Source organism: Leucobacter sp. cx-328 (genome assembly GCF_014530035.1).
In the GTDB taxonomy this organism is placed as follows: domain Bacteria; phylum Actinomycetota; class Actinomycetes; order Actinomycetales; family Microbacteriaceae; genus Leucobacter.
Genome location: NZ_JACVMX010000003.1, coordinates 217,850 through 240,900, shown reverse-complemented (window position 1 = coordinate 240,900; position 23,051 = coordinate 217,850). Strand labels below are relative to the sequence as shown.

Genomic DNA, 23,051 nt, shown 5'->3' with positions numbered 1-23,051 from the left:
CACGTGAACGGGAAAGAACATTCGATCCCGGGGAACGCGAAGACTGCGTCTCACGCAGAAGGTGTAAAGCCGTCGGACTCCTCTCAGAGTGAGTTCGGCGGCTTTCTCCGTCCCTTCAACGTTGACGTAGACCCCGGGCTTCTAGAACTTGCACTGACTCATCGTTCGTGGGCGTTTGAGCATGATCATGCTCCGCACAACGAGCGACTCGAATTCCTGGGGGACTCGATCCTCGGGCAAGCGGTGACAGTAAAGCTGTACAACGACTACCCAGCCCTGCCTGAGGGCGAGCTGGCGAAGCGACGTTCAGCTTTGGTGTCAACGGTTGCACTCGCTGAGATTGCGCGCGGCCTGAACCTTGGCGAATCCCTTCGCCTGGGCAAGGGTGAGGCGAAGAGCGGTGGCCGCGACAAAGATTCAATCCTTGCCGACACGGTTGAAGCCGTGATTGGTGCGGTCTTCCTGTCGACGACGCCTGCAATTGCCAACACGTTCGTGCTCGACCTCGTTGCGCCGCTGTTTGCCGATCGGAAGCGCTTTACCAAGGCGCTCGATCCGAAGACGCTGCTCCAACAGGAGGCCGCAAAGCGTGGCGAACCGCACCCCACCTACGAAACCATGGGTGCTGGCCCCGATCACGATCGTCGCTTTGTGGCGCGCGTGAGCCTCGGCGGCATTCGTGGCCGTGGCGAGGGCACGAGCAAGAAGACGGCAGAACTCGCTGCGGCGCGTGATGCTGTCGAACAGCTTCAGGCACGCGCGGCAAAGCGAAAGCGCCGCTAAGTGCCTGAACTTCCCGAGGTTGAGGTCGTCCGGGCCGGGCTTGCGCCCGCGGTGGACGGCGCTCGCATCGTCGGCGTCGAGGTGCTCGACGGCCGCGCACTGAAACGGCATGTGCCGATGGTGGGCGACGACGGGCGCGGTGGGCACGGCGTGACACTCACGTCGGAGGCTGCTGCGATCCGCGCCGCCGACTTCGAGCGCCGGCTGACCGGTGTCGTGCTCGGTGCGCCAGCGCGACGCGGGAAGTTCATGTGGATACCGGTCGCGAGTGAGCGCGGGGCGTCAGGCCTCGCGCTTCTCGCGCATCTGGGGATGAGCGGGCAGATGCTGCTGCGGGCGCATGAGGCCGCTGATGATCGGCACGTGCGGATCCGCATCTGGATCGATCATCCCGAGCATGGCGAGCTGCGATTAGATTTCGCGGATCAGCGACTCTTCGGCTCGCTCGCCCTCGACGAGCTTGTGCCGACCGATGATGGCGCTCCCGGCGGCTTCGTTGGCAACGGTCTGTTGCGGGGTGCTGGTGAGGCGAGCGCTGGCGGCGCACCGGTCGCTCCCGCGCTGATTCCTGCGCAGGCGGCGCATATTGCGCGCGATCCGCTCGATCCGGCGTTTGACGATGCGCGCTGGGTTGAGCGTGTGCGTTCGCGCGGGACCGGTGTGAAGGCACTGCTGCTTGACCAGGCCGTCGCGAGCGGCATCGGCAACATCTATGCTGATGAGTCGCTGTGGCGTGCTCGCCTGCACCCTGAAACTCCCGGGCGCGCGGTCGGCCTACGCAAGGTACGTGAGCTGCTCGGGCATGTGCGCGAGGTGCTCGGTCAGGCGCTCAGCGAGGGCGGCACGAGTTTCGACGAGCAGTACGTCAACGTGAATGGCCAGGCTGGTTACTTTGCGCACTCGCTGAATTCATATGGGTGCACCGGCGAGCCGTGCAATCGCTGCGGCACGGCGATCAAACGAATTCCGTTTGCTGGTAGGTCTTCCCATTTCTGTCCGAGGTGCCAAAGCTTGGCCCGTTAGTAGTATTTTGCCCTGATCAAGTCACTATTCCAACCTGAACCTCAGGTAGCTCCACATGTCCCCTGTGAGCTCCGAGCACCCGGTTTCCCGGGCTGCGTGACGTTCGCTGGATGGGGTCTTGCGCCTGTCGCCACGAAGTAGCTGGGGGAGACCACGCCGCGATCGGCGCGCAGCCGACGCCGCTGTCGGGCCGGGGTCTTCGCTACTGCGATGCTCGTCGTGTTCATGCCCATTACACTATTCGGGTGTCGGAGCCCGAGCGTAACTTAGCCTCTGAGAGCCCGACAGAGCGTGTGCTATGGTTATTTTGCCTTGATCGCATACTGGGTTCTCACTCTTGAGAGCACCACTCAGCGGACGTGATCGATTGGCGTGATCGGTGCAGGTGAGTCGATCCGGCGCAGGCTCGGCCAGGGGCTGTTCTGAGAAGAGAAGTGGCAGGCCGCACTGGGGTAACCCGCGGCATATACCGAGGGGTCTCCGCGCCTCTCGGTGAAGCAGAGCGGACTAGAACGTGTATCCGCTCGCAAACCACCAACCTTCAAAGAGATAAAGTGGCCACCACCCCGACGCTGACGACTCGCGATGACGAGACTCGGAACGGCAAGGCCACCGGCCCCGCTGGATACGGTGCTCTCGCGCCAGCGGACGCGGCCCGCTATCTCGGTGTCGGATACTCGACTCTCAAGAAGCGGCGCAGCGAAGGAACTGGCCCTCGGTATGCCAAGATTGGCGGTTGCATTCTCTACCGGCCGTGTGATCTCGAGGCTTTCCTTGCCGAGCAGCTAGCGTCCTAGACGTCTTCGGATGAAACGTTGTAGGCGTGCTCTCCGCCGCTCGGTTGGCACCTGTCGTGATCGCGACAGTTGAGGGCGGGAGACTGTGGATACGCTTTTCGCCTGGCACTCTGGCGGTATTGAGTAGTTCACGAGCTGCCACAACGCGTGCACCGCCCCTGCTCAGAAACAGAACTATGAGAACCCCGCAAGCGCCGATGGGGGTCTCCTTCTTTTGGCGTGGTCTCAATAAAAATCAGCCCGCGCCTTGCGGCAACGGGCTGATCATGATGCGAACAAATCCATCGTACTTCGGCCTGCTCGCGGGGACTGCTCATTCGACGTGCGTGCTTGTTGGCGAGCATGCGACCCTTTTACGCCTCGACGCACGCGGCCCACGGGGTGCTCGACGAAGAAGTCCTGCAATGACAGAGCTATTGATCGCGCTCCCTCAGTCCCTGTCAGTCGGTCGTGTCCGATCTAAATGGCAAAGACGGCTATTCCATTTTGGAGCTCGGTAGCGGACGGGCGCTCCGGATCTTTTATTTCGAAGATCTTGAGGCGTTGGCGAAGTCGCTCGTCCCTTCGGGCGACTGACGCCATCTTAACGCGAGCATTTCTCAGACGAAACGCTCGGAGAGCTACCTCAGGTCTTCAGACGTGCCCGCCGGGCTCTGGATGCCATGCTCAGGGCACACGAACGGATCCTCGCGCCGTGCTCGTCGGAGTTGTAAGCCTGGTCAGGCCTACAGTCACCTCCGTACACCGAGCACGTCCGGTACTCGTCGTTGGCAGACACCCGCACGGGTACACCGTTCAGGTCCCCGACCTCGCGATACTCCACGACTGAGCCTAGACGTTGGGTTCTAGTTGCCGTCAAGCTTCTTCGTTGCCTGTCCACGTTGAAATCTGAGTACTTCCTGGCGTGGAAGCTAAGAAGGCGTGCTCCGGGTGGGAGAATGGCAGCATTGTGCCCGGCCCACCCGTGTACTCACAAATCTCGCCGATCATTGGTGCGCGAGCAACAAGAAGAGGAACTCCTGTATGAAGGCCAGCCCGATGTATCTGCTTGACTCGTTGTCAAACAACGACGTCACGTTCTTCATCCCGCCCTACCAACGTAACTATGAGTGGGCAACGGAAAATTGCAAGGTGCTGCTTGCGGATGTCGAAAAGGTCACGGACTCCAACCTGAAGAACGTGCGGACTGAGCACTTCTTCGGCAGCATCGTCTACGTAGTCGAAGACTCAGGCTTCGGAGTTCCCGCCAAGTATGTCCTTACTGACGGCCAGCAACGCATCACCACGACGATGCTGCTCTTGATGGCTCTACGCGATAGCATCGAGGACGAAAAGTTTCAGACAGAGATCCAGCGACGATACCTTCAGAATGATCGTGCAGACGAGGACGTCGAGTACAAGATCAAGTTGAAGCAGGTTGAGACCGACTGGGAAGCCTATATGCGACTTGTGCTGCGCAGCGAGGTCGATGCGAAACACAAGAATACCGCCGTTCACCACAACTACCAGTTTTTCCGTAAGGCGCTTGAGTCGATGAGCGATGAGCGTAAGAAGAATTTGCTGACGATGGGGCTTTCTAAGTTCAGTATTATCTCGATCCAACTCGAACCAGAGCGCAACCCATGGGAAAACCCACAAGAGATCTTCGAGTCGATGAACTCGCTCGGCAAGCCGCTCTCACTTGCTGATCTCGTCCGCAACTATCTGCTCATGGGCAAGAGCAGTCAGGAGCAGACTGAACTGTACAACGGGTATTGGCTTTCTCTCGAAAAGCGTCTGCCCGGTCAGCTGTCCGAGTTTATTCGCGACTGGATGCAGGCAGACCAGCACCGGAGCTTCAAGGTTGCACGAGAGAGCAACTACAAAGAGCTGTATGGCTCCTTCAAGGAGATCGTGCGTGGGCGAAGTGTCGAGGCGCTCTTCGAGAGCTTCGTTCGGTACTCTCACCCCTACGCCGTGATCTGCGGTCTTGAACAAACTGGTGTGCATCGTGTCGATCAAGCCATCTCTGACCTAAACGTGATCGGCGTCAATCCTGCGTACTCGTATCTGACGGAAGTCTTGGCAGCCTGGGAAGAGAAGCTGCTGAGCGACGGCGAAGTCATCAGCGTGCTCACCGGGTTCCGCACCTATCTGCTGCGCCGACGCGTGCTTGGCATGACTCAAGCTGAGAACAAGTTCTATCCCGTTCTCGGCTCTAGACTTGCTGAGCTCTACGACTCAGAGGACATCTCTGACACTCTGTATAGCCAACTCTCTTCTCAGGAGTATGCGCTCCGTGTTCCGAACGACGACGAGATGGGTGCTCGTCTTCGGGGCATGAACTTCTACAACCTAGGCCGCTCGAGGAACTACCCGCGCCTACTGTTGTCGATGGCAGAAGAGTCACTTACTAAGTCGCGCCCGCAGTGGGATGACACACATTTGCAGCTCGAGCACATCATGCCGCAGAAGCTTAGTGCGGACTGGACCCGAGCTCTCGGCGACGAAGCTGAAGAAGTTCACCAGGAGCTAGTGAACAACATTGGCAACATCACGCTGATCCGCCACAACCAGGAGCTCGGCAACAAGGGATTCCCTGAGAAAAAGAAGACCTACGAAGGCCAGTCTGGCCTGCAGGTCACTCAGAATCGCATCCTCGACCGCGAAGTGTGGGACGGACCCGCGATCCGGCGTCGACGCGATTACATCATCAATCTGCTACTGCAACAGATCCTCGAACTTCCGGCTCGCTTCAAGAGGGCAAGTAACTGGAATCAGAACGATCGAGCTTCCGCGCAGTTTGCCTCACGCGAGACGCTGAATCAGCTCATCGGAGAGACTATCGAGTTCATCGCGAACCCGATGCTTACCGCTCACGTCGTCAGTGATTCCAAGGTGCTTTTCGAAGGAGCTGAGTGGTCGCTTGGCCCGCTCACTAAGGTGCTCAAGGAGCGCAGCGGAGCTAAGATTAGCCAGTCCAGCAACTTCCACGGTGCCTCGAACTGGAGCTGGGACGGAACCCGCCTTCTCGACCTCGAGATCTAATCAGTCCCGAGCGCCGAAGGGGCACCCAGTGATCCACGAACTACTACGGCTACAGCGAGGCGCAGCTGCGCGCGGGGTACGGCTACAGATGCCCTGCCCTTCGATGAGTAAATGATGATTTAGCCGGCTCCGGTTTGCACAGGCCCCCGTGACGTGGTTCTGAGCATCGGCTACGAGCGCACGTGCTCCGCCGGTCACGGCCGCGTCTTCTAGGTCCAAGGCGTGGAGCACCTTTAGAGCCGTGGGGCCTGATGTACGTTTAGGTGACAGTGTTCGACCTAAACGCGCATCAGGCCCCGTCGCGCAGTCGGGGAGTAACCCGACTGCCTATCACCACAATGCGTTGCCCATGATGTCGCGCCGGACAATCTCGATCACATCGTCGGGAATCTCATCGACGGTCAACCGATACATAGTATTCAGTCGCGGGTTGAAGACTCCGATGTGAGTCTGCGTCGTGAACTGGGGGAGCCCTGACTGCTTGCCCATCAAGTGGTGAACGAGCAGCTGCAGCAAATGGTCCTTGTTCGGTCTCGAGGCTGAGGCGTCGAAACTCCACAGGGTGTCTTCGATCAAGAACTCGCCGTCTCCATCGCCGAAGAAGATATTGTATCCGCCGCGCCCACCGTCTGCACGCATTTCCTCGTCGTCCTCGTCAACGAAGAAGAAACCAACATCCAGACCAGGCCCGTAATCCTCGAAGAAATGCTGTGATCTCTCGACCATGGTCAGGGTGTGAGATGTCGTCGTTTCATCCGGCGCGCGCAAGGTGGAGCAATCTGAGCCCAGGTGTATCGCGGGATCGCAGACTGCCAACTCGCATGCGATTCGAACGGCATCGTCATCCATGACAAAGGTCTCGCTACCGTCCTCATGTTCCAGTATGTTCAGGTTGAGTGCTGCGTGGGCGGCTTCTTCTTTCGTGGATGCGTGAGTGCCCGAGTCCCGAGGGCGTCGTGTTCCGAACAGCGACCCGCAGACGGCTTCGCTGGCCAGCTGCAAAGGACTGTCGTCAGGGCCGAGGCGGATATCCGCTAACCGGCTGAGATAGTTGACCACCATGCCGATAGCGCCGGCGTGCTGGTTCTCGACTCTGTGATCAAGCGATCCGAGCCCGTCGTCGAACTGCGTCACTGTCAACAGCTTCGGGTTCACCAGCCCGCAGCGTCGCTGGCCCACTTCTTTGTTGTACTGCGCGATGCGCTGCGTTACTGAGGTCATGAGAACCCCGCCTGTTCAGTTGTAGTGCTCCATTCAATGGCTTTGAGCCAAGTCAACCTGGATTGATAAGCAAACACCTGTTCAGCGGTAAGAAATGCGCTCGTCGCACTGTGAGGGGTGCCGTGGGTTCAACCTCACCGTTATCGCCAGCGTTAAGCTCTCCTTGTTGTCTGCGTTTTGCATAGATTGCGGGGGTATTCACCGTCCAAACCGCCATTTGAAATAGATCGATGCTGAAGTCTCAATAACATCGTCACCCAGTGGCCGGTGCACACGAGTGTGTGGATTGAGCTCACCATCGCGTTGCGTCCCGGAGGGGCATAGTGATTCGCTATCATCATCACCATGGCAGTCGCTCCTAAGATGAGCCCGTACGGTTCCGCTCGAGATCTTCCTTCGGTCCAAGAGCTGGATAAGCAACTCGCGGCGTTCAAGCTCTTCGGTGTCCTGCTGCCTAAGGAGCAGCGGAAGCAAGTCAAGGAGCTTGAGCGCGAGCACAAACGCATCACTGGGATTGTTGACGCGTTCTATGAGCTACTTGGAACGCGCAATTGGGTATTCACTGGCGACTTGAATCTGCCTGCGATTGAGCACGTCATCGATGCCGACGATTCTGATGCGGCCGAAGCGCGCCTTATCAGCTACTACAAGGAAGACGGCCGGATCGCGCTCCTGCTCCGACGCCTACAACGCTTCGACGCGATGCGGCCGCGCATTGGCTTGCTCCAGAAAGCGCTCGCCGACTACGAGGCTGGCCGCTACTACAGCACAGTGTTGGTGGTTCTTTCCGTGATGGACGGATTCGTCAATGATCTCGACACGGCAGTCCGTCAAGGACTCCACACCCGCCCTGCGGAGGACATGGTGGCCTGGGATAGCGTAGCGGGCCACCACCTGGGCCTGAGTCACGCTCACCAGTCCTTCCTCAAAGGGTTCTACAAGACCGACGACACGGAAGTGACTGAGCTGTTCCGCAACGGCATCGTACACGGCACCCTGGTTAATTTTGATAATGAGGTCGTCGCTACCAAAGCGTGGAACCGTCTCTTTGCCGTCGCCGATTGGGCGGACTCACGAGAGCATAAAGCCAAACCCGGGGAGCCGACACCCACATTGCGCGAGTCGTTGCGTCAATGGAAAGATACCCAAGACCAAAAGTTTCGAATCGAAGAATGGCAGCCCTACGAGTACGAGCCCGGCCCCGCGGCTGAGCCAGCGTCCGAGGTCGTGCAGACCTCTAGAGAATTTCTAGAGAGTTGGGAGAAGCGACGGTGGGGGCCGGTCGGAGCTCACTTCATGGAACTTGGAGGCGCCCGGTCATCAGTGGGCAAGCTCGCCGTCCTCGCCAAAGACCTGTATGGGGCACTTGAACTATCAGAATGGGCAATCCTGCGCGTACGTCACGTTGCTGCGGCAGTTGCGCACACTGACGTCGAGTTGCTTGTGAGCGGCACCATGTATCGCACCGATCTGCGCTGGGTTCGAGTTGATGACAGCGGGAGCACGGCTGCGGAGTGGGAGTCCGGGCATTGGGTGCTCTCCCAGTATGGGCCATCCCTCTTTCTAAAGCCCGAATCTGCTGTAACCGAACTCTAGAGCAATCGGCCGAACGCTAGATTTCGGCATTCAGGTAGCCCTTCTCATGCGCAGCAGTCACCAGCGGAACGACTTCTTCCGGTGAGAGGGACGCGCTGGCGCTCTCGACTATTTCGTTGATTCGGTAGGCGAGCATCATGTTGTTCGACTCACTGTTTGTCACCCGCTCCGCTAAGAACTCAACGAGCGCCGGCCCGTGAGCGCTGAGAGCGTCGCCGGGAATGTCGACGGCGGAGTTGTCCGCGTCTAATCCCGGTGCGCGGCCGTGAAACGCTGCAATTCCCTCTGGCACGCGTGACCCGAGCAACGGAACTACATCAGCCCATGCAGCCAATTCCGCAGCCTCGGGTTCTCGAGGCACGCCGTTCAAGCGGTCTTCCAGATGTGCTCGTAGCCAGGTGTCCCAAGCTGCTTCTCCGTCCTCCACACCCGACGTCAAGTCTCGGCCGACCTCCTCGGCAAAGCTAGATGCATGAGCGCCGTTCTCAGCGGTGACGCTCTTAATGCACAGTTGTCTGCGCTCCAATTTTGAGATTCCTGCGTACGCGGCGATAGAAGCAGCCAGGGAAAGAAATCGCCGAACCAGAGACTCGTCATCGAGGTCGGACAGCCGTTCCCACATACCCAACAGCGCGGCGAACATGCCGTTCCTCAGCATCCGGTCGTTGACGCGCGCACCGTAGAGGTATGCCTTCCAGACTCCGACCATCGCGGTCGAATCGGTGAACAGTGGGATGACGTTGTCTGTGGTGAAAACTTCGTCAGCGGCGAAAAGAAAGAAGAGCTGGCCGGCGATAGCAGGGGCGGTCGCTGCCGACAGATTTGCGCGCGTGAGCAGTGTAATAAGCGCGGTGCTTTCGTCGCCGTTCAGGCCAACCCAACCGTCGCGATCACTGCGCCATCGCCGGTCGATCTCGGTCAGCCAATACATGGTGAGCTCACCTGGCCAGGAGTTCAAAGCGAGCATCGGCCCGTCGTATCCGACGGGGAGCTCGACCTCGTCGTCTTCGTTCTTCGCGAGCAGATCCCGTGCAAGTGTACGCAGGCGGTCCGCGGATGTCGATGCGCCAGAATCGACGATCTGACGGATCTGGCCGAGTAAGAACTGCGCCACTGCCCGTCGAGAGCCAGCGAGTATCGAGTCGTGGGAGAGTGCATTCATGACGCTCACTCTCATCGCCTCGTCCATAACTGCTTCGGCCCAGCCGGAAACAAGCTCGTTCCGAATCTGCCCTTGCTTTTCCTCGTCGAGCGATTGCAATTGCTCCAGGATCTGAAGACCGGACGCTGCGTCTTCACGCGCCACACGACTGAACAGATTGAGAGCGTCGTCCCAGGTGGGCTCATTGAAGTTGCGCTCGGAGTAGTCCCGAGCCAACACCGAGGTCAGTGCGACATCGGCCCCGTCTTTTTCGACCATCCCAATGAAATCCTCGGGTTCCATGGGGAGCACTCCGCCCCACGTTCCAGTGCTTGTCGTGAAGTCCTGGTCGGGCTCATCGCGCTCGGCAAAGTAGGAATACTCGGCACGGATCGCCGCGATTTCGGCTGCCGCCTCCGCCCATTCCGGTGCTGCACGCGTGAGCCAGATCAAAACATTGAACTTGCTGTAGGCGATGTGCCGCTCGACGTCCTCGACACCCGTGGGAAACTGTGGTCCGCGACGCACTTCGTCGAGCACTGCCGCACGCTGCACAGCGCCTGCTACCGCGATATTTTCGGCGAGGATTCGGAAAACCTCGTGCTTTACGCCGCTGAGGAAAACAGTTTGTCGGGCCGTCAGCCAAGCAATCTTGTCGTCTGCGGAGCGGTGAGGGTCCTCTGCGATGAGATGAAGCGCCAGCCTGCGGAACAGGACGCGCTCGAATAGCCACCACCGATCAGGCAGACCGGGCATGTCATGGATAAGACGCTCCCCGACAAGCCGAAGCCCGTCGATCACGGAGTCGATGTGATTGATCTGACGCGGGGGCTGCTCCTCGATTCTGCTTCTGCTGAAACGGAAGCTGGCGTGTTCTGTGGCTCCGTTGTATGCCGCGATAAGGTCGTATGCGCTGTGGAGCGCCTCTTCGAAGAAGCTGAGGGTTCGAGCGTCATCAAGGGTTACGGCTATCGCGTGCTCGGTCACGATCTTGTGTAGATCCCGCGGTTTGACCGTCCATTCGAGGTCGGCGCTCGGCGGAGAATTCCTTTCGTCATTCTGTAGCCAGCCCCGTTTCAGCGCCAGGTAGGGGCGCAGCAGGGACCGGACGACAGCACGAGTGTTCGAAATCCCCCCGCGCCCGAAGCGAAGCGCGGGCCCCGGATCTCCTGGGGCTGTATGTCCTTCGATGGAGGTCATCAAGAGCACGCGCCATCGTGCGGCCCTGGTTGGATCGACTCGGAAGAGCGCTTCGGTCGCGAGCGCTACGGAGAGGAGGAGACTGTCAGAGAATCGTCGTCCGAGGCGCTGCACCGTGTGGAGTGCGAGATCGCTCGTCTCGGGATTCTCGATGAATGTTGCGTACCACTGGGCAAGGATGCTGCCCGGAGTCGAGGCCGATCCGCCGTGGAAGAGACTCTTGAAGACATCTGTATCTTCGAGCCAACGCAACCAGCGGTGCTCGGTTACACTCGCGGCAAAGCGACGGGCCCCTTCCTCGGTCTCGATCTGCGAGATCAGGTAGTCGCGCTCGGGTAGAGGGAGGGTCGTCGACTCGCCCTCGATGATCTCCCGGACTCGAGCATCGTGCTCGAGCGCTCCCATCGTGGCGCGCTTGGCCCACGTGGTCAGAGCGTCTTCGAGGTTGCCGTGGTCGTATTCTCCGCGAAGCGTGTAAGTGAGGGGAGTGATTTCAAGGTGCTTCCACTTCGGATCGCTTCCGTCATTGGTGAACGCATATCGGCGGGTGTTGGACGGAAGCCCGAGCGCGAGGTACCGCATGATGGTGTCCTCGTGACTGTATCCGACGAAAACCACCGTGCGCTTATCGAACATCGGCAACAGGAATCGCGTGGCCCAGGCCTCTGTGATGTAGGCCCGGCCGAAGTCACGGTCCGTGACAATGAGCTCCTCCGGTGGGCGACGGACGGACCCGTGCAAGTACACGAGCCCTTCATAGTCTGAACCGATGGGTAGCGCGGGACTGTGCCAGATATCATCCGGGCTGACGCCGGCGTCTGTAGCAGCACTTTCGAGATGCAAATCAAAGTTTGTTGTGACGATCCGAAACATCCCACTTGTCGCAGCGAGTTGCACGATGGCCGTGTGGATCGGGTTGTATTTCGCTGATCCACCTGCGATTTCGTCACGAACATGGCGGTGAGTATCGAAACCCGCGGGCAAAGACCCGAGGAAGAAGTCGAGTCCACCATCGTCGGAAAAAGTCTCCCCAGCCTTCTCTGCCATGATTTCCGCCAGGCGTTTGAAGGACGGTAGTTTCGAAGGTTCACCCATGGACGCCCCGGCTCCAACAAAAAGGACCAAGTCGCCATTTGCGTGCGCGTCCAGGACAGGCTGCGGGATTTCAACGTCCCCAGTGATCCACATGTACACCCTCTCCTGCGACTTGCTGACCCAAGTAGGGTTCGAACTCCTCAAGCCTAGCTATAGGCCCTCCATCCTCATCTTGTAACACGATCTATGCACGCCCGCTTGGGGGCGAAGAGGCCCGCATAGACGAAATTCCATGAGGTCGAACCATCCCGCTCTAGGGTCTAGAGATGACGATGGATGCGTATTCGCACCACATCCCCGGGAAGAGCGTCTTGAAGTTGCGGCTCGGTTCCGAGTCGATTGTGTGGACCGCTGCACGCACACGGTGTACGAGGTCCTCGATCTCAGGAATGCTGGGCACTACTCGCTACTCAACAGTCGCAAGCAGGTCCGCCGGCCGGCCCTCTAACGCGTGCGCCAGCTTCACGATTACGTCCAGCGTCGGGTTCCGGCGGCCGCGCTCGATCGAGCTGATGTAAGTCCTGTCGAGTCCCGCGTGATGTGCAAAGGCTTCTTGCGATGCCCAGCCGTGCTCCTGGCTCATTCTGCGCAGTTGATCGCCGAAGGCAACTCGATGCGCAGGGGTAGGCATCCTTCAACGATGAAGCGAGTGTGACTCATAATCCACGGACTATGAGTCACACTTGTGCGTGGCGACGCCAAGTTCTCGACAACGGTGTTGAGAAGGGTGGAGTCAATGGAACAAGCGGACGAGCGGATGGATATTCCCTCCGCCGCAGAGAGGCTGGGGCGGCCCACCCAAGCCATCTATCTCCTGATCCGGACGGGGCAGCTTCCGTCGGAAAAGGTTCGCGCGCTCGGACGAGATGGCCGCTACGTGCTCAAGCACATGATCCGTGTTCAGGATCTCGACGCGATCGATCAACGCCGACGCCTCGAAGAGCATGTTGCCGCGATTCGAGCTGCCGTGACGCCGCTTACCGAGACGCAGATCTATCGCATTCGGCACGCACTCTGGCGTGGGGGACAGCGATGGTAGAGGCGCACCGAACCTTTCGATTCCTACCTACATTCATATTGGTTGGACAGGACTCTTGGCTTTCAGCTTGCTTGGACAGCGCTCGAGCGATCTGAGGCTTAGGAAGAAGCCCATGAATCAAACGGAAAGGGGATCTGGTGGCTGTGAGAGCCGACTCGACATTCGTGCGGCCGCCGAGCGGCACGAGTGCAGTCGCAACACGATCTACAACCTCATCAAGAAGGGAGCGCTGCAGTCCGAGCTGATCGTCGTGGCTGGGCGCGACGGCCGTCACGTAAGGAAACACCTGATCAAGGTAGAAGAATTGGATGCTGTCTTCTCTACGGAAGAACAGGACCGCTACGTCGCGGCGCTCAGGTCAGCAGCACCTCCGTTCACCGAAGACCAAAAAGCTCGCCTCGCGGTGCTTCTCAATTCAGGTACCCGCCGCTGACTTGGACAAATTGAGCAGGGTGAACGTCTATTACTGCTGTAGTGGAGGGTACTTCGCACATTCGTTGAACGCGTATGGCCGCGGGGGAGAGGCGTGCCCGCGCTGTGGTGACCCAATCAAGCGCGTGCCGTTTGGTGGGCGTTCGTCGCACTACTGCCCGAGGCGTCAGCGTCGAGTCGCTGCACCGAGTATCTGACTGGCGCGATGCCTTCCTTCGACGTGTCACACGACAGTCGGGCATCGACGTTGCGCCGGTAGAGTGTTGTCGCGTGACTGAAGAGAAGCGCCCTGATCTGACGGACAGCCTGACGGGTTTCGAACTGCTGCGTTGGTACTGGCTTAAAGACGAGCTCTCCGACTTCGCTAGGCGTTTGGGCATTCGCGCAACGGGCGGGAAGGAGCTACTCGCGCAGCGCATAGCTGCGAAGCTCGACGGTAACGCATTCGTGGAGCCGCAGCGGGCACCTCGAAATGCTGGGCAGCAGCTTGCAGGGCCACTTACGGCCGCAACGGTAATCCCCGTAGGGCAGCGGTGCAGCCAGATCGTCAGGGCATGGTTCGTTGACCAGGTGGGTCCGTCCTTCGGGTTCGACGGTGAGATGCGTGCCTTTTTCGCCGGGGTGGATGGCACGCAGACCCTAGGAAATGCGCTCGAGCACTACATTGCGACGCGCGGTCAAGGGGCGAGGCCCATTGACTCGCAGTTCGAGTACAACCGCTTTACCCGAGCGTGGCATGAGGCGAATCCCGCAGGCGCGCGATCAGAACTTCTTAGAGCGTGGCAAGAGTACCGCTCCCGACCGAGAGATCAGCGCGGAAAGGTGTAGATCCCCTCAGTTGGCCTGTTCAACGTGTCCGTTGAAGTGCTAGAGGTACTTGCCCGCCTTTTGCGAAAAATCAGTAGGCCTGCAATTACCGAGTCCACGCCGACTGCGAATCCGATCCCGCTCGCGACGTACAGCGGCCTGATGCGCGCAAACGTGGCGTCGATATTCCAGTTGAAGAAGGTGTCTTCGACGGAATTCATGTTTCCGAAGGACGTGAAGACGCACGCGGGGCGCCGAGCGAAGTAAGCAGGAATCTCATGATTTCGACCCGAGGCTGCTCAATTCTCGCGTGGCAATGGCTCCTCGGAGCCTGATCCGATTTGGCTACTCAGAACCGTGGATCGCGCACCGCGGGCATTACGATCTCGCGAACGAAGGAGGCCGAAGACAACGAGAGCAGTGCGCGGATCATCTCAACAACATCGTGGACAGGGATCAGGGTCCCGTTTCCGCGAAGTGCAGCCTCCTCAACGGTGACTTCGAGGCCGTCCTCGGTGTTGAGGTCGCCGAGCTGCAGTGTGGTGACACGCAGCCCCTCATCGCGGTAGCCTTCGCGCAGCGCGTCCGCGATCCCATTCAGCGCGGTCTTACTTGCACCAAACGCAACCTCCGGGCGACCGCTTTGGCGAAGCGCGGAGGTCGAGCCTGTGAGGATCACGCGGGGCGCGTCACTCTCGAGCAATGTCGATATGAGTGCTCGCAGCGCGAGGATAGGTGCCGTCACGTTCGTTGCGATGAGCTCGGTCGTCACCGCGTCCGGAACAGCGTCGAAACGGTATGCGTCGGTGAATGCGGTGGGTTCCCAGATGCCCAAGTTCCAGATGAGGGTGTCTAGGTCTGTGGGGCACTGATCCGCCATTGTTGCGACCGCGGCCTCTGGGATGGAGAAATCGGCGGTGATCCAGGGGCCTTCCAAGTCGATCGGCGCGCTTCGTGAGACTCCTATCACCGTGTTGCCGTCTGAACGCAGCGCTTCCACAATTGCTCGACCGAGACCCTTACTGCCGCCCACCACCATGATGCTCATGTTCTCGAGTGTGGCAGACGAACGAGAAGTGGTGTCTGTGAAAACGCAACTGAGGGTGAGGCTCGAAGCGACAACTGGATGTGCTGTTAATCTGCTGTGTGTGAAGACTCTTCGTGTGGTGTTAATCCTGCTTGGGCTTGCCGGCCTTGTCGGACTGACTATGTTCGGGACCTTGGCATTTGCAAAAAGCAGTTTCATGACCCCAACCACAATCACCGAGAGTCGCAGTTCTCAGGTGGTCATGTCGGTCCAGCGAGAAGATCAGGTCGTTCTGATGAGCCTCGGCATCCAGGGCCTTGAGCAGACCGATTCACACGGCGAAATCTGGGGTCTGTCGGTGCCCGGCAGCGGTAAGAAGGCGTTCCTGCCGTATTCTTTCACCGCAAAGCTCGGCATCGACGGCGGCAAGGTGCGCATCTCAGAGGTCGACGAGAACAAGTACCACATCGCGATTCCGAAGTTCATCTTCGTCGGCAACGGTGACGTGAAATTCGACGACATGCTTGAGGTCGGCGGGATTTTGAGCGGTACCGCGGGCGAGATAAACCAGAGCGAAATGACGAACCGAATTCTCAGTGCCGAGAATGAGGACGCCTACGTCGCCAAGAACCTCGACATCCTGAAGTCGCAGGCGCGCACCTTTTACACGAACATCGTGATGAGCGTTGACCCAACCGCAAAGGTCGAGTTCTCGTTCGAGTAACCCCGCCGTGATATTCGTAGGTGATTCAACGCTGATGTCGCTGCATCGGTAGCTACGATGTGCCTATGACCTCTCCGCACACTGCTTGGAATCTGCTTTTCGCCTCGGGCAATGGCGTCGCGCCCAGGCCCGGAGACCCTGCAGCCTTCGCGACGCCCACCTACGCTCCGTCGGGATGGTTGGCCACGAAGGGCCAGGAATCGCGTGGCAGCATTGGCCCCGCAGCACCGCCACCGGACTCCCGATGATGCACGCCATCACGCTGGTGCTCCCGGCTGAGTATCGCCGCAAGGGCGAGCAGTACCCGGCGATTTCATTCTTCGCGGGGGAGGGGCAGTTTGCTCCAGAACCAGTCCAGGGCGACGCGTCATCGGCGGATCCATTCCTCCGTGACCTCGCGGCCGCGATCGAGCATCCCGCGTTGCATCGCAGGCGCGATCTCATCGACGGTGAATTCGCGCTGCTCTGGCTCACCGCAGAAGAGCTCGCTGCCGGGCCAACCGGACCCCACGCTGACCTGCGAGCTGCGGGTTCGTGGATCGATGAGAGCGAAGGCTGCAACGCCTGGGACGAACGTGATCCGCGCTCGGACGTATGGCTGGTCCCGCGCACTGACCCGAATGCCGGAATCATCCCGCAGGAGTTCTTTGACTCTGAACCCGCGACGGCTGGGTATACGAACCCGTTTGACGCGCAGTCAGAAATCCAGCCTTGGGCAGAACCGCTGCTGGGCATGAGCCACCTCGGCGGAACGACGTTCCCTGTGCAGGGGCTTCCTGAGGGGCTGACCCCGTGGTACCTCGAACTTGAAGAGATCGTCGGCCTCAACTTCGGCGGAGACGGCAACGCCCAGATCGACCTCGAGTCAGACACCTTCGATTGGGCCTGCGGCTAGCCGCACTCGCTGCACGAGACAGCGGCGGATCAGCCCTGCGCGGTCAGAGGTGACCAGCGCAGTGCAAACAGTGCTTCTGGGGTGATGCCAGCAGCCTGGCAGAAGAAGTCGAGGTGTGCGTCTTCAGGATCCGCGCCCATGCTCAGAATGGATTCGGTCGGGAGTGGATCGCCCTGTTCCTCGATGACTGCACCTTCGCTGAACACGCGGAGGCGACCGGGATTACCGAACGCCTGCACGACGTAGGTGTCGGCAACGCCCGCGAGCGTGACGAGCAACGCGTCAGGGATCCCCGGAAGGCTGTACTCGAGCATCTGCATCGTCGGATCAATGAGGAGCGTGTGCGGCCCGTACTGGGCTGCGGCGGGCTGGCCAGACATGCTGCTTGCGGCCTCGTTGAAACTCACGGTGTCGGTGGTCGATGGGACGGTCGTGTCTGGCGCGAAACCGAGCGCAAAGTTCATTGACATAGGTTGAGCCTATTCGCTGGGCACTGAGCGAAGCGTGGATCGGCGGCGTGTGGCGAGCGTCACACCAGCGCCCGCAAGGGCGAGTGCTGATGCTGCACCAATCGCGATACTCAGGGTTGCCGCGCTGCCAGTATTGGCGAGTGTGGGCTTACCTGCGGTTCCCGTGCCATTCGTCATGAGATCGTCAACGGCGGGGTCCTTGGGAGTTACGGAGCCCTCTTCGAAAGCTTCGAGTGCTGCAAGCGCACGATCGTAAGCCTCGCGCGCATCCTTCAGTGCCTGGTTCGCGGCGGCCAGCTCCTGCTCGGCAGCATCGAGCGCATCAGCCGCCTTGTCGAGCGCGGCCCGCGCTTCCGCCACCTTTTCTTCTGCCTCAGCTACGGCTGCGAGCAAACGATCGAGTGTGTCGACTGCAGAGTCATGTGCTTCTTGAGCAGATGTTACTGATGCACTTGCTCCGTCAGCTGCGGCCTTGAGCTCATTCCGTTTTTCGTTCGCAGCTGCCTCCGCAGCAACGGCATCGCGATGTGTGCCTTGGGCCGCAAGCAGTGTTTCCTTGGCTGCTTCCGCGGCTGCGAGATCCGCCAGTGCACCCGCTTCTGCCGCCTCCGCGGTCTCGCGTGTCGCACGGGCGTCGTTCAGACTTACGAGTGCAGTGTCGACCGCGTCTTGTGCGAGTTCTTCCGCCTGCTGGGCGGCATCAGATGCATCCTGAGCCTGCTGAAGGTTTTCGAGGGCATTGTCGAGCGCAGCGAGTGCGGCGTCGGCCGCAGTCTTTTTCTGCTGTGCAGCAACGACAGCAGCTTCAGCGTCTGTGACGGCCGTATTTGCGCTCGCGAGGTGAGCGGCTGCGGACTTCTCTGCTTCGATCGCAGTCGCTGCGAGCGCCTGGTTATCTTCGAGTTCTGCCTCGGCCGTTGCCAGGTCGGTGGTGTTCTGAGTGTGCGCTGACTGTGCTGCAGCGAGCGCATCGTCTGCGTCTGTGAGCGCCGCCGCAGCTGAGTTGAAAGCTTCATCGGCTGTTTGCTTGGCGCTTGCGGTCAGCTCAGCAGCTGCGATCGCATCTGTATTGCGCTTTTTTGCAGCAGTGAGCTCGCTTGCGGCAGCCGTTGCCGCTTGCGTGGCGAGCATGAGTGCGTCAGCGGCCTCTTCGTGCCGGACGCCCGCCCAGATCTGATCGTAGATGTAAGAGTCGAGGTCTTCCTCGTAGTCCTCGACGGTAAACGGTGCAGTTGTTCGAGAGGTGACCGGCGCACCAGTGTGGTTGGTCACCGAATCTGTCGTGTAGAAGGTATTGACGTTTGCAGGTTGTGGACCAAGCCCAGAGATCGCGAACCCCATGAAACGAAGGTCCTGCTGTAACAAGATGGTTTTCGGAATGGCGCCATCCTGCGCGTCGTAGTACCACTCGTTAAAGGGTGAACCGCTGCCGAAGGCAAGGTTCTCGGTTCCATAGTTAGAGAACTGCATGACTGCCTTGCCTTCGGTGGCTGCGTAGTCAGCATTCGCCATAGCGATAGCCATGTAAGCGTCAGAAACGTTGACGGTGGGCACCCCGCGAAGCTGTCGGATGCTGTTCGCCTCCTTGAGATACTCGAGGGACTGCTTGAAATTGTCGAGGCTCGTGGCGCTATTGTCATTGCCGACTTTTACGTAGCTTTGGTTGAGGGTAAACGTGGAATCAGTCAACACTCTCAGCGCATCAGTGGCACCACGATTTTCGAAGTATCCGGCGGCTCCCATGGGAAGCAGGCGATCGGCTTCCTCGGCGAGTGCCTTGAGTCGAGCTTCCTCTGCCACGGCCGTGAGTCGAGCACTTTCGGCGGCGTCGCTCTGCTGCTGCGCGGTGCCCAAGGCGGTCGCCGCTGCGGCTTTCTCCTGCTGAGCCGTTGCATCAGCGGAATCGGCAGTGGTCTTCTGAGTGTGAGCTGCTTCCTTTGCCGTTGCGGCTGCCGCTTGCTCAGTCGTGGCGCTTGCAACTGCGGTGCTTGACGTTTCTACGGCGGTCTTCAATCGATCGACCTCGGCCTGGCTCGCGGCCTCATTGGCGACAGCGGTGTCTCGCGCGTCCTTGGCATCCGTGTGTGCTGTGGTCGCTGCTTGGTGAACGTTCTTCGCATCAGAAAGGGTTGCATTGGCTTCCTGTAGCGCCTTGTTGGCGGCTGCAACGGCAGCCTCCGCCTGCGCATACTTGTCAGGATCTGTGGCGTCGGCCGCATCCTTTTCTGCCTTCTCGAGGGCGTTCTTCGCTGCGAGGGCCTCGGCTTGCTTCGCCTTGAGGGTCTCAGTCGCTGCGGTGTGGGCGGTTGTCGCGTCTGCTTCCGCCTGCGTTGCGGCCTGCGTGGCAGTCGCGAGCGCTGCGTAGTCGTGTGAATCTGCCTGCGTCTGCTTTGCCGCGGCGTCTGCTTCGGCTGTCTCTAGCGCAATTGCAGCCTGGGAAAGGGCTGCCTGAGACTCCTCATGCACCGAGATTTGGGCCTGCAAATCCGCAGCTGCTTGCTTCTCAGCGTCCTTGGCTGCAGCGAGCTTGGCTGCGGCTGCTGCAACGGTGTTCGTGGCATCGGTGATGGCCGCTTCGTCATTCACCTCACGAAGCGCCGCTTCAGCTGCAGCGAGGTCGGCTAGGGCTGTGTCGTGCGTTTTCCGCACGAGATCAACTGCCGTTGAAGCACGCGAGACTTCTTCCTCAGCTGCGGCCACGACTGCCGCTGCTTCAGCGACGCGTTGCTGTAGTTCAGCAAGGGTGGGCTGCTGTGATGCGTTTGCTTCCAGCCGGGGCGCTGGGGTGGCAAACGCTTGTGAAGGGAGCGCAGACAGGCCAACCGCGGCAATGAGTGCAGTGCTGGCAATCTTCATGGGCTTCTTCATGTGAGCGACATCCTTCATGCAGCAGGAACGATTTCGTGTGTCGCAAGGGAAGAACTAGCCAAAGCCCTCACTGTGGCAACAGAGGGCGTTCCCACAGATGCCCCCAAAATCATCGTAGTCAGATAGACACTGCAAAGAAAGGACTGAGGGGCTTCGCGGGTGAACTTGGTCAATAGCAAAGCAGATGTGCAGCAGGTGTCGTTTAGTTTCAGTGGGGCGTCGCCCTTAACGTTGCAAAGGCGCCCGTCAGGGCAATGCGAGCTCTATGATCTACCACGTCCCCGGTGGTGCGTACTACAACCGCACAAACCCAGAGGAGTGCTTCCGCACGACGGGAGCTGCTGCGGCTGCTGGCTACCGCGCTTCGAAGCGTTAGCGATCCACCGCGAATGCAAGGTGCGGCATCTCGATCCCGCGGTAGTGCTTTACGAAGCGGCCGCGCACGGTCATGCCAAGGCGGATCGCGACTTTCATTGAGGCGATATTCGTATCGCGTACCTGAGCCCAGACGCGGTCGAGACCGAGTTCGTTGAAGCCGTAGTCACGCGAGGCTGCTGCGGCCTCGGTCGCGTAGCCGTGGTGCCAGTATGCGCGGTTAAAGAGGTACCCCACCTCGATGACGTCTTCGTCGAGTATGTGCTGCTTGGTAAGACCGCACTGGCCAATGACCTCGCCGCTTGACTTGAGCTCGACTGCCCACAGCGCGAAACCGGCAGTCATGTACCGATCAAGCATGCGTTGCAGCCAGTCTTGCACCATCGTTTCGGAGAACGCTCCTTCGTAGGCGGTCATGGTTTCTTCGTCCTGCAAGATTGCGCGCAATGCGGGCAGGTCGGCCGCCGACATCTCACGAAGAACGAGGCGCTCAGTTTCCAGGTGCATGTCTTCGAGTATAGAAAGCTGCCAAGTCGAGCGAGGACATCGATCCGCGCCAATGAACAACCAACTGCGGGCCCGAGCAGGGTATGCCCGGGCCCGCAGAAGTGGACGGTGTATTAGCGATGCAGTCGACGCAGTCGTGCACCTCGGACGATGCCGACGAGGACGAAGATCACCGCGAGCGCGATCAGGCCTGCGCTTACGAGCACGGCAATGTTGCCGTCGAGGTAGGCGCCGTCCCACCGCGCAAGGTCAAACTTGCGCTCGGTGACGGGGGAACCGATTACGACAGAGATCCAGTCGTTCATGAAGAATGAAAGGAGGCCGAGAATGCCGAGGACAATGCCGGCACGGGTAAGCCCGTGGAGCGGCACGTAGCGGATCACGAGCGCACAGGCCCAGAACGGAATGAGGCCGATCGCCACGAGTGCGAGCGTCGGCATGACGAGTGCGTCGCCCTGACCGAGCACACACATGGTGACGGTGATGAAGAGCAGGAGCGCAACCGTATCGAGCGCAAGGGAGATCACCATCTTGTGTGAGGCGGCCGGCTGAGGAAGTGTGGCCGACGAAAGCCAAATCGGCCCGAAGCAGATGACGAGCCCCAGCAGAATCGCGGTGAGCGTGATGGGGAGCCAGGCGCCGGCGCCGGACCCTGCGACGAGCGCCGTGATTCCGAGGAGCGCAAGCAGCGAGACCGTTGCGCTTCCGAGCACCAGCCATCCCTTCGCTGGCACGTTGAACAGCGGTAGCGTCGTGAGACTCGCCGCAAGTGCGACGGCGGCGAGCACGATCCAGAACCAGCCCAGTCGGTGCGAGACCGAAATATTCACGATGAAGCATGTGATGAGTGCCACGGCATATGCCAGTGATGTGCTCCAGAGAATCGCAGAGCGCCACTTGCGATAGCTGCGCGCCTCGCGCTTCTCTTCACGAGCATCCTGATCTTCGCTGGCGTTCATGAGTTCATCTGCGCTGACGCCGAGTGCTCGAGACAGTGCGGGGATCACCGTGATGTCTGGGTAGGAGAGTCCGCGTTCCCACTTAGAGATCGCGGATTCGGTCACGTGCAGCGCCTCTGCGAGTTCGCGCTGGGTGAGTCCCTGACCCTTGCGATGCTCGGAGACGAAGCGACCGAAGTCTTGTTTTGTGCTGTGCATGTTTCAATCCAAGCAGCGCAGGTGAATGATGGCCAAGATTCTGGCCGAAATAGCCACTCGACCGTCAGGCCACCCCAGTGCCTGCCTCGAATTTCCGGCGATTCCAGCGGGCTCTATCCGGCGGCGCATCGAATCACAGCGCACAGATTTGGGCAAATATTCGCCGGTTTGTGACACCGAATGACTCCCGATGTCGGTACGTTTCGCTCACAAGTGCGGGGCGTGGATCGGTCGGGCTACTGTCTCGGACATGACTACTGCAACTGCACCCGCAACCGTAATCCCCGAGATCACCGCTGACGAACGCGCCGAGCGTCTGCGCACGGCTGGCGCCGCTTGGAGCGACCGCATCGATGCGAATCGAAACTCGTCGAAGCTCACCTACCGCACCACCGGCGTCGGTGAGGGCAGTGTTGCCACCCGCGTCCGTTCGGGAAAGCACGAGTTCGTGATCGATGAGCCTGCACCGCTCGCGGGTGACGATGTTGCGCCTAGCCCCGTTGAGTACGCGCTCGGCGCACTCATCGGCTGCCAGACGGTGGTCTACCGCCTGTACGCAGATGCGCTCGGCATTCAGGTTGACGACATCAAGGTCATCGCTGAGGGTGACCTCGACGCTGCCCGCTTGCTTGGCAAGGATCCGTCAGTACGAGCAGGGTTCAGCGACATTCGCCTGCGCGTAGAGATCTCTGGCCCCGAAACACTCGAACGCTATGACGAGCTTCGCATTGCGGTCGATGCGAACTGCCCGGTCTACGACCTCTTCGCGAACCCCACCCCGGTGTCCGTAAGCGTCGCAAAGGTCTAAGCGAATCCTGCATTCGGGGCAGCGCCAGGAAGCTGTGTCGCTGCCCCGATAGAATTCAG

Annotated in this window: 20 protein-coding genes and 1 pseudogene; 12 read left to right on the top strand and 9 right to left on the bottom strand. The window is 59.9% G+C overall.

The features are described from left to right. Positions 1 to 3: 3 nt before the first annotated feature. The 4 genes from rnc to ICL81_RS05955 all read left to right on the top strand — a co-directional run bounded on the left by rnc (position 4) and on the right by ICL81_RS05955 (position 5,630). Complete coding sequence (gene rnc, locus ICL81_RS05970; protein WP_353055436.1) at positions 4 to 783, top strand: ribonuclease III; 780 nt, start codon at positions 4 to 6, stop codon at positions 781 to 783. After that, positions 784 to 1,806, top strand: coding sequence for an Fpg/Nei family DNA glycosylase (locus ICL81_RS05965; RefSeq protein ID WP_188034008.1), 1,023 nt, complete (start codon positions 784 to 786; stop codon positions 1,804 to 1,806). Positions 1,807 to 2,360: 554 nt separating this feature from the next. Next, complete coding sequence (locus ICL81_RS05960) at positions 2,361 to 2,603, top strand: helix-turn-helix domain-containing protein (RefSeq protein WP_215394757.1); 243 nt, start codon at positions 2,361 to 2,363, stop codon at positions 2,601 to 2,603. Positions 2,604 to 3,626: 1,023 nt separating this feature from the next. Beyond that, positions 3,627 to 5,630, top strand: a complete 2,004-nt coding sequence (locus tag ICL81_RS05955) for a DUF262 domain-containing protein (protein ID WP_188034007.1) — start codon at positions 3,627 to 3,629, stop codon at positions 5,628 to 5,630. Positions 5,631 to 5,960: 330 nt separating this feature from the next. Here the strand turns inward: ICL81_RS05955 and ICL81_RS05950 are convergent, their stop codons facing one another. After that, a complete protein-coding gene (locus ICL81_RS05950) occupies positions 5,961 to 6,851 on the bottom strand; it encodes a hypothetical protein (protein ID WP_188034006.1) in 891 nt (296 codons plus the stop codon). Between the two features lie 345 nt (positions 6,852 to 7,196). Here ICL81_RS05950 and ICL81_RS05945 point away from each other — a divergent pair, with 345 nt between their 5' ends. Beyond that, positions 7,197 to 8,447, top strand: coding sequence for a hypothetical protein (locus tag ICL81_RS05945; protein WP_188034005.1), 1,251 nt, complete (start codon positions 7,197 to 7,199; stop codon positions 8,445 to 8,447). A 16-nt stretch (positions 8,448 to 8,463) separates the two neighbouring features. On the opposite strand, the gene ICL81_RS05940 is transcribed toward ICL81_RS05945, so the two are convergent. The 3 genes from ICL81_RS05940 to ICL81_RS12170 all read right to left on the bottom strand — a co-directional run bounded on the left by ICL81_RS05940 (position 8,464) and on the right by ICL81_RS12170 (position 12,514). Continuing rightward, complete coding sequence (locus ICL81_RS05940) at positions 8,464 to 11,835, bottom strand: SIR2 family protein (protein WP_188034004.1); 3,372 nt, start codon at positions 11,833 to 11,835, stop codon at positions 8,464 to 8,466. Between the two features lie 301 nt (positions 11,836 to 12,136). Beyond that, a complete protein-coding gene (locus ICL81_RS05935) occupies positions 12,137 to 12,283 on the bottom strand; it encodes a hypothetical protein (RefSeq protein WP_188034003.1) in 147 nt (48 codons plus the stop codon). A 6-nt stretch (positions 12,284 to 12,289) separates the two neighbouring features. Continuing rightward, a complete protein-coding gene (locus ICL81_RS12170) occupies positions 12,290 to 12,514 on the bottom strand; it encodes a helix-turn-helix transcriptional regulator (RefSeq protein ID WP_188034002.1) in 225 nt (74 codons plus the stop codon). Between the two features lie 105 nt (positions 12,515 to 12,619). Here ICL81_RS12170 and ICL81_RS05925 point away from each other — a divergent pair, with 105 nt between their 5' ends. From ICL81_RS05925 to ICL81_RS05910, 4 genes and pseudogenes are all read left to right on the top strand, one after another. Further along, entirely contained in the window at positions 12,620 to 12,922 is a 303-nt protein-coding gene (locus ICL81_RS05925; protein ID WP_188034001.1) for a hypothetical protein, read from the top strand. A gap of 112 nt (positions 12,923 to 13,034) precedes the next feature. Further along, positions 13,035 to 13,355: a hypothetical protein gene (locus ICL81_RS05920; RefSeq protein WP_188034000.1), complete on the top strand. Its 321-nt coding sequence runs from the start codon at positions 13,035 to 13,037 to the stop codon at positions 13,353 to 13,355. Positions 13,356 to 13,401: 46 nt separating this feature from the next. Continuing rightward, positions 13,402 to 13,551 (top strand): annotated as a pseudogene (locus tag ICL81_RS05915) (zinc finger domain-containing protein); the annotation flags it as partial. A 73-nt stretch (positions 13,552 to 13,624) separates the two neighbouring features. Beyond that, on the top strand, positions 13,625 to 14,182 hold the full coding sequence (locus tag ICL81_RS05910; protein WP_215394755.1) for an SAP domain-containing protein: 558 nt from the start codon (positions 13,625 to 13,627) through the stop codon (positions 14,180 to 14,182). A 328-nt stretch (positions 14,183 to 14,510) separates the two neighbouring features. Here ICL81_RS05910 and ICL81_RS05905 read toward each other — a convergent pair whose 3' ends face one another. Continuing rightward, positions 14,511 to 15,209, bottom strand: a complete 699-nt coding sequence (locus ICL81_RS05905) for an SDR family oxidoreductase (RefSeq protein ID WP_188033999.1) — start codon at positions 15,207 to 15,209, stop codon at positions 14,511 to 14,513. A 196-nt stretch (positions 15,210 to 15,405) separates the two neighbouring features. Here ICL81_RS05905 and ICL81_RS05900 point away from each other — a divergent pair, with 196 nt between their 5' ends. Together ICL81_RS05900 and ICL81_RS05895 are read left to right on the top strand one after the other, a co-directional pair. Further along, positions 15,406 to 15,912, top strand: coding sequence for a DUF4230 domain-containing protein (locus ICL81_RS05900; RefSeq protein ID WP_188033998.1), 507 nt, complete (start codon positions 15,406 to 15,408; stop codon positions 15,910 to 15,912). Positions 15,913 to 16,087: 175 nt separating this feature from the next. Beyond that, positions 16,088 to 16,807, top strand: a complete 720-nt coding sequence (locus ICL81_RS05895) for a hypothetical protein (protein ID WP_188033997.1) — start codon at positions 16,088 to 16,090, stop codon at positions 16,805 to 16,807. Positions 16,808 to 16,836: 29 nt separating this feature from the next. Here ICL81_RS05895 and ICL81_RS05890 read toward each other — a convergent pair whose 3' ends face one another. From ICL81_RS05890 to ICL81_RS05875, 4 genes are all read right to left on the bottom strand, one after another. Then, the gene (locus tag ICL81_RS05890) at positions 16,837 to 17,277 is read right to left on the bottom strand and encodes a hypothetical protein (protein ID WP_188033996.1); all 441 of its coding nucleotides are present in this window, start codon (positions 17,275 to 17,277) and stop codon (positions 16,837 to 16,839) included. A 9-nt stretch (positions 17,278 to 17,286) separates the two neighbouring features. Beyond that, positions 17,287 to 20,145 carry a hypothetical protein gene (locus ICL81_RS05885; protein WP_188033995.1) on the bottom strand — a complete coding sequence of 953 codons (2,859 nt, stop codon included), beginning with the start codon at positions 20,143 to 20,145 and terminating at the stop codon, positions 17,287 to 17,289. Positions 20,146 to 20,517: 372 nt separating this feature from the next. Beyond that, complete coding sequence (locus ICL81_RS05880) at positions 20,518 to 21,027, bottom strand: GNAT family N-acetyltransferase (protein ID WP_188033994.1); 510 nt, start codon at positions 21,025 to 21,027, stop codon at positions 20,518 to 20,520. 113 nt (positions 21,028 to 21,140) lie between these two features. Further along, positions 21,141 to 22,184 carry a helix-turn-helix domain-containing protein gene (locus ICL81_RS05875; RefSeq protein WP_188033993.1) on the bottom strand — a complete coding sequence of 348 codons (1,044 nt, stop codon included), beginning with the start codon at positions 22,182 to 22,184 and terminating at the stop codon, positions 21,141 to 21,143. A gap of 250 nt (positions 22,185 to 22,434) precedes the next feature. Here ICL81_RS05875 and ICL81_RS05870 point away from each other — a divergent pair, with 250 nt between their 5' ends. After that, entirely contained in the window at positions 22,435 to 22,992 is a 558-nt protein-coding gene (locus ICL81_RS05870; RefSeq protein WP_188033992.1) for an OsmC family protein, read from the top strand. Positions 22,993 to 23,051: the final 59 nt, after the last annotated feature.